Source organism: Microcoleus sp. T2B6 (assembly GCF_036700475.1).
GTDB lineage: Bacteria > Cyanobacteriota > Cyanobacteriia > Cyanobacteriales > Microcoleaceae > Microcoleus.
Genome location: NZ_JAUBOZ010000022.1, coordinates 94114 through 100495, shown reverse-complemented (window position 1 = coordinate 100495; position 6382 = coordinate 94114). Strand labels below are relative to the sequence as shown.

Below are 6382 nucleotides of genomic sequence, written 5' to 3'. Positions count from 1 at the left end.
CAGGCATCTTGCCTGTTCAATAATAATTTGTTAGTGGTGAAACAGGCATCTTGCCTGTTCAATAATAATTTGTTAGTGGTGAAACAGGCATCTTGCCTGTTCAATAATAATTTGTTAGTGGTGAAACAGGCATCTTGCCTGTTCAATAATAATTTGTTAGTGGTGAAACAGGCATCTTGCCTGTTCAATAATAATTTGTTAGTGGTGAAACAGGCATCTTGCCTGTTCAATAATAATTTGTTAGTGGTGAAACAGGCATCTTGCCTGTTCAATAATAATTTGTTAGTTGTGGAACAGGCATCTTGCCTGTTCAATAATAATTTGTTAGTTGTGGAACAGGCATCTTGCCTGTTCAATAATAATTTGTTAGTTGTGGAACAGGCATCTTGCCTGTTTCTTTGTTATTCTAGAAATATCATAGCTGGCAGTAAACATATGATTTCTGTTGCGCCGATCGCACCACCGTTACTCATAGGCGAAAAGCGAGTAGTGTTGAGAAATATTACTTGGCAGGGTTATCAACAACTCCTACAGATTTTAGGCGATAACCGAGCGGCTACATTGATATTCGATCGAGGGATTTTAGAAATTACCAGCCCTTTAGAAGAACACGAATTTTCAGCACGCTTAATCGAACGACTGATTATTATTTTGGCTGTAGAGCTAGGTTTAAAAATTAAAACAATGGGTTCGACAACCCTCGATCGGACTTAGAGCGCGGTGCAGAACCAGATAATGCCTATTACATCCAAAATCAGCCCCTCGTAGCCGGTCGTACAGTAGATATAGCCACTGATCCGCCACCCGATTTAGTCGTCGAAATAGATATCACCCATACCGATATTAACAAGCCTGCCCTCTATGCCAGTATGGGAGTACCGGAGTTTTGGCGGTACAATGGTAGAGAATGGCGAATTTATCAGCTAGAGAACGATGAGTATTTGGAAGTATCTGTCAGCCCCACTTTTCCGATCGTACCCAAGGAAAAGCTCTACGAATTCTTGGCAGCAGCGCAGCTAGATGAAGTAGAAGCGGAGGTGAATTTCCGCAACTGGGTGAGAGAGATGACGAATATTAATACAAGTGGAGGATGAAAGCAATGGAATATAGCGGTAAATGGCGGATCACAGAGATGGCAATGTGGGATAGTGATTATTTGGACATGGAAGTTGAAGCCTATATCGAGATTGATGAAGCAGGTTCAGGAGAATTTCAATTCGGTTTAGTATCAGGTGACATTGACGGCGAAGTCGTAAAAGATGGAAAGGATCAGCGATTTGAGTTTACATGGGACGGTAATGACGAGAACGATCCTGCATCTGGTAGCGGTTGGCTCAAATTAAAGGATAAAAACTCGGTAGATGGTCGAATAAAATTCCACCAAGGCGACAGTTCTAGTCTTGTAGCTAAGCGCATGAAGTAGGGAATCAGCGATCGTACTATTTTAGGCCATTTTTTTTACCGCCGATGAACGCCGATGAACGCAGATAAACGCAGATAAAATCCCATCCGCCTTCATCTGTGTTCATCTGCTGATATCTGCGGTCACAAAATCCCAATCTGACCAATAACCAATAACAACTGGCTTAAGTTTATCATGAAGGATTAATCGGAAACTCACCCTCACTATCAACGTCTGCGGCACTTTTAACTAAATCCAAAAACGCAAACACGGCCGGAATCAACAACCCATCCCTCAAAACTGCCACCCCAATTACCCTTTCAAAATCCGCCGGTAAACTGCAAACTTTCACCGAAGAGGGTATCGGTTCCGCAGCCAAACGCGGCAGAATTGCTGCACCCAAACCTTGCATCACCATACTGACAATAGTTGAATCTTCGCTGAGTTCGTAAGCGATATTTAAGGGAAACCCCGAAGTTGTCAAATATTTTCGCAGCGGTACAGAACAAGCATTTTCCACCGGCTGCAAAATCAACGGATAAGCCGCTAATTCTTTCCAGGTAATCTTAGCACTTGACAATTTGGCAGTTGGCGGCAGCAACACAACATATTTATCCCGCAAAATTTCTCTAGTTTCAAATTCATCCGAGATGGGAAGAGAGACAAAACCGATGTCTGCTTTGCCCGATCGCAAAGCCTCTTCCACAGCTTGGGTATAATAAACTTCGGCAATGCTGACCGTAATCTTGGGAAAGCAACTGCGAAATTTAGCAATAATACCCGGTAGGATATGAGTTGCGACACTCCGAAAAGTAACTATCCGTACCTGGCCTCCCTGCAAACCTTTTTCTAAATCCGCTTCTTTGACCATCATTTCTAAGGCGCAGGCTATTTGACGCCCGTGACTCACTACCCTTTCCCCCACTGGCGTCAGTTGAGCACCGTGTCGCCCCCGGTGGAACAATTGCACTCCCAATTCTGTTTCTAAAGAGGCGATGGCGTGGCTGACGGCGGATTGGGACAGTTCCAATTGCAAAGCCGCCTCGCTAAAGTTTTCACAGTCTGCTACAGCTATCAAAGCTTGAATCTGAGAGAGTTTCATCCGCCGCGTATTGATTTCGTTCATAGCGTTTGTGCCAGTAGTACCCAAATTGTCACAAGGGCTTCGATATATCGATTTTATTCATACAACCTATGCAAGCAATGCTTTGATTGTCAATTGCCCTAGAGTTAAGGTTAATTTATCAGGTAACAGATAGACTTTTACAGGACTTGCACGATAACCATATTGTGCTGTAATTGCGATGACGTTATTGCAGCTAAAAGCTATTTTTTGTAATTTTTTTGGTGCAATCTTTGTAGGAGTTATCACTTTAAGGTGTTGGCTATGTCTACTTACAACAGTCGGATAAACCCCCGAATAATGATGTTTTTTTTGATAGCCGATCGAGCTAAACCATCCGAAAAACATAAAGGGCTATCTCTCTTTTCAGCTATAAAAAAAATTGGGCAGTTTTTGCTCTACCTCATTTCTAGTGAGGACGAACTGAGAATTTGGCAGACGTGCGATCGCTATGGTAACACTTGGTGGCACGGTTGCGATCGGGCGACTGGCCGTTCTACCTGCGTGGCGACGGATGATGAAATGCGCGCTTGGCTCGATCGGCGTTATTGCCAATAGTAGTGTGTGGGTTGCGTGGAAATGAAGTGAAATACAGTCCTCAATTAGCAATTACCAATTAGCAATTACCAATTAGCAATTACCAATTACCAAGTAGGAGATGCTATGCTTCAAATATCTTCCGAATGTGCAGCGCCAGATCGCATTATTTTGATGGAAAACGAGGTATACAGATTGCCTCAAACTCATCGAGAAATTCAAGTTTTGTCAGGAATTGCTTGGATCACGGTTGACCAACAGGACATCATCTTGCAAAGCCCTGAAAAAGCATCGCTTCCACCCAGCAAAAACTTTGCGGTCATATCCGCTCTCAACAATATGCCGCTGATTATGGCAGTATGGCAAGACAAAAACCCAGTCATGGGATTTTAGATTTTAGATTTTAGATTTTGGATTGAAGAATTGGGAATGACTGATTGTGTATGGGTTTGAAGCACGGGTCTACAGTTGCCTTCTTTTTTGAAACTGGTATCTGAACCTAGAGATTGAGAAAAAATTTGGCAGGAACACCCCAAAAAGCTCTATCTTAATAGTTATCACTTAGCTATTGGAGGACTCGATCGGTGCACTGCCGCTCTTATCACTTCAGCTATCTCGCAGCTATAAGTATGGTGTTATCGCCCGCACTCACCTTGCTGGCAATTTCAGACGCCCGCGCTTATGCCCCAATTATAACTGCGAGGCGCGCCCAAGCGAGCGATCTCGCTCAGGCAACTGACCCCAAAACGCAAGCAGACGAACTTTTTGAAACAGGAGTAAAACAGCACCGTGAGGGTTTGTTTCGAGAAGCAATCGAGACTTTCGAGCAAGTTTTGGCAATCCGCAAGCAACTCGGCGACCAAGCGGGAATCGGAGAAACCCTCAACAATATGGGGGAAGTTTATGGCGAAATGGGTTTGAGGCCCAAAGCTTTGGAAGTTCTGCAGCAAGCTTTAGTCATTCACCGAGAAATCAGCGGAGGGCGTCGTACCGCGCGCACTCTCAATCTCATAGGTTTCGTCAACCGGATAGGGGACAATTTTTCCGAAGCGATGAAACTGCACCAACAAGCTTTGGAACTTGCCAAAACTACCGACGACCAAATTGAAATTGGAGAATCCCTCCACAACATCGCGGCCGTGTACGCAGAACAGGTCAATTACGCCAAGGCGATCGAATTTTACCAGCAAGCGCGGACGATTCGCACGGCCGCCGGCGATCGGCGCGATTTAGGCCGTACCCTCAATAACATGGGCGGCGTCTACTACAACATCGGCGACTTTAATAGAGCGATGGAATTTTATCACCAAGCTTTAGCAATTCGCCGGGAAATCGGAGACCGGGCTGGCGTCGGCCGCCTCCTCAACAACATGGCACTTACCTCCCGCAAACTAGGCAAAGATACTCAAGCGCTGATCTATTTTCAGCAAGCAATACCGATGTTAGAATCTATCGGTGACAAGACAAGCATCGGACGCTTGCTCAACAATATGGGCGCCATTCATGAAAGTCTTGGTCAATATCCTAAAGCTCTCGAATCCTACGAGGGAGCTTTAAAAATTGCCCGCGAGGGCGGTGATAAAGCCGGAGAAACTACAGCGAGGGAGGGCATTAAGCGATTGTCTTCCAGTCAGCGTGTACCGCAATAAGAGTAGTTAGTAAGTCGGGTCGAAGGAAGTAAAACCAGATATTTAAGAAAGTGAAAATGATAGATTTTTGAACAATAACTTGCTATGATTGCCGGGATGTAACATTAATCAGCCAGTGCCCCGCAACGATATTGACCGTATCAGAGAGAAAATTCGCCTCCGCCAGTACGATATGTCAGCCCACGCAATGGAAGAAATGGCTGAGGACTTGCTGACTATCCTGGATGTAGAAGAGGCGGTTCTGAGCGGTCAAGCGATTTTAGATTTTAGATTTTAGATTTTAGATTAAAGAATTGAAGCATTGACCCCACGGATAAATACGTTCGGCAAGTTTCATCGGATACAGGTTTTTTATTTCACCGGTCCTGAGTCTGCTTTCGGAATGAATCCGGGGGCTTGTATCCTGGATGCTTTGGGTCAGATTATCCGGGTTGAAAAAGACGACCCCAGAGGTACAAAATATGTAGTAGTGGGGACAGCACTGGATCCATAAACACCTGTTGGAGTGGTTGGACGTTTCGCTAGTAACGGACGTTATCTAATCATCACGGTTTATGAAGTCACTCAACTTAATGGCTAATTGTATGTATAAATACAGATGTGAGTATTGCGAAGGAACCGTTCAACCCCGCACTGTCAAGCGCGAGGCATTCAAACATAAAAATGGATTTGTCATTCTTGAAGATGTGACCATCGGTGTTTGCGATAACTGCGGCAATCGATACTATTCAGCCGATATTCTTCATGCGGTTCATGCCGTTGCAACTGGAGCGAGATTGCCTGAAAGAACCGAACAAATTCCGGTTACTCATTTAGAATCAGCATAACCAGTGGAGCGCTTTAATTTCATTAAAACGCTGTGACAATAAAGGAGACTGTCCGGGGTTTAAGATTGGAAGCGATCGACTTTGGCGACGATTTGGCATTCATCTGCAACTCGTTGTATAATTGGTTGCCGAAAATATATAACTCAAAAACAGGAAAAAGGCTTCAGGGGCACTATAATTTGATTGAGATGGCGATCGAAAGATAAAAACAATTTCTGTAGTAATTTGTCTGCCCGATCGACCGCACAACCATTAATCTAAGCTATGGATATCCGTACCGAAAAGCCAGAAGATGTAGAAGCTGTTCGCAACATTAATATTGCGGCATTCGGGCGTGAAAATGAGGCTAACTTAGTCGATAAATTGCGGGGAATTGCATCTACATTTTCCTTCGTTGCGGTACAATCCGATCGCATTGTCGGACACATTTTCTTCAGTCCGGTTGTCGTCGAAGGAAAATGTTCTAGGAATTTGTCGATTCAGGGGTTAGCGCCAGTCGCAGTTCTACCCAACTATCAGCGCCAAGGTTTAGGAACGCTGCTGATCCAGCACGGTTTAGAAGAGTGCGGGCGATCGGGATTTCATGCAGTGGTTGTGCTTGGTCATCCAGATTTTTATCCGCGTTTTGGATTCATTCCTGCTAGTAGGAAGGGCTTGGGATGTGAATATGATGTGCCCGATGAGGCTTTTATGGTGTTGGAGTTAGAAAGTGGAGCTTTGCAGGATTGCAGCGGAACGGTGAAGTATCGATCGGAGTTTAGTCTCTGCGAGTGATATCAAATCCCGGTGCATCGGATTCGCTGACGAAGAGCTCGCGAGTCAGAAAAATTCTTAAACGAGCGCC

10 protein-coding genes and 1 pseudogene are annotated in these 6382 nt (G+C 44.7%); 10 read left to right on the top strand and 1 reads right to left on the bottom strand.

What is annotated here, in order from left to right; translation table 11 throughout:
- From QUA00_RS12800 to QUA00_RS12790, 3 genes and pseudogenes are all read left to right on the top strand, one after another.
- A pseudogene (locus tag QUA00_RS12800) lies at nt 1-714 on the top strand (hypothetical protein); the annotation flags it as partial.
- Between the two features lie 32 nt (nt 715-746).
- Nucleotides 747-1094, top strand: a complete 348-nt coding sequence (locus tag QUA00_RS12795) for a Uma2 family endonuclease (protein ID WP_333409843.1) — start codon at nt 747-749, stop codon at nt 1092-1094.
- Entirely contained in the window at nt 1091-1423 is a 333-nt protein-coding gene (locus QUA00_RS12790) for a hypothetical protein (protein ID WP_333409842.1), read from the top strand. Before QUA00_RS12795 ends, QUA00_RS12790 begins: the two co-directional genes overlap by 4 nt.
- Nucleotides 1424-1595: 172 nt before the next feature.
- On the opposite strand, the gene QUA00_RS12785 is transcribed toward QUA00_RS12790, so the two are convergent.
- Nucleotides 1596-2528 carry a LysR family transcriptional regulator gene (locus QUA00_RS12785; protein ID WP_333409841.1) on the bottom strand — a complete coding sequence of 311 codons (933 nt, stop codon included), beginning with the start codon at nt 2526-2528 and terminating at the stop codon, nt 1596-1598.
- Nucleotides 2529-2789: 261 nt separating this feature from the next.
- Between QUA00_RS12785 and QUA00_RS12780 the strand changes: the two genes are divergently transcribed.
- From QUA00_RS12780 to QUA00_RS12750, 7 genes are all read left to right on the top strand, one after another.
- A complete protein-coding gene (locus QUA00_RS12780) occupies nt 2790-3083 on the top strand; it encodes a hypothetical protein (protein ID WP_333142209.1) in 294 nt (97 codons plus the stop codon).
- Between the two features lie 105 nt (nt 3084-3188).
- Complete coding sequence (locus QUA00_RS12775; protein WP_333102082.1) at nt 3189-3455, top strand: hypothetical protein; 267 nt, start codon at nt 3189-3191, stop codon at nt 3453-3455.
- 191 nt (nt 3456-3646) lie between these two features.
- Nucleotides 3647-4711 carry a tetratricopeptide repeat protein gene (locus QUA00_RS12770; protein WP_333409840.1) on the top strand — a complete coding sequence of 355 codons (1065 nt, stop codon included), beginning with the start codon at nt 3647-3649 and terminating at the stop codon, nt 4709-4711.
- A gap of 115 nt (nt 4712-4826) precedes the next feature.
- Complete coding sequence (locus tag QUA00_RS12765) at nt 4827-4988, top strand: hypothetical protein (RefSeq protein ID WP_333142207.1); 162 nt, start codon at nt 4827-4829, stop codon at nt 4986-4988.
- A gap of 307 nt (nt 4989-5295) precedes the next feature.
- The gene (locus QUA00_RS12760; protein WP_333056915.1) at nt 5296-5538 is read left to right on the top strand and encodes a YgiT-type zinc finger protein; all 243 of its coding nucleotides are present in this window, start codon (nt 5296-5298) and stop codon (nt 5536-5538) included.
- Nucleotides 5539-5570: 32 nt separating this feature from the next.
- Entirely contained in the window at nt 5571-5744 is a 174-nt protein-coding gene (locus QUA00_RS12755) for a hypothetical protein (protein WP_333409839.1), read from the top strand.
- Nucleotides 5745-5802: 58 nt separating this feature from the next.
- Complete coding sequence (locus QUA00_RS12750) at nt 5803-6312, top strand: N-acetyltransferase (protein ID WP_333409838.1); 510 nt, start codon at nt 5803-5805, stop codon at nt 6310-6312.
- Nucleotides 6313-6382 lie beyond the last annotated feature (70 nt).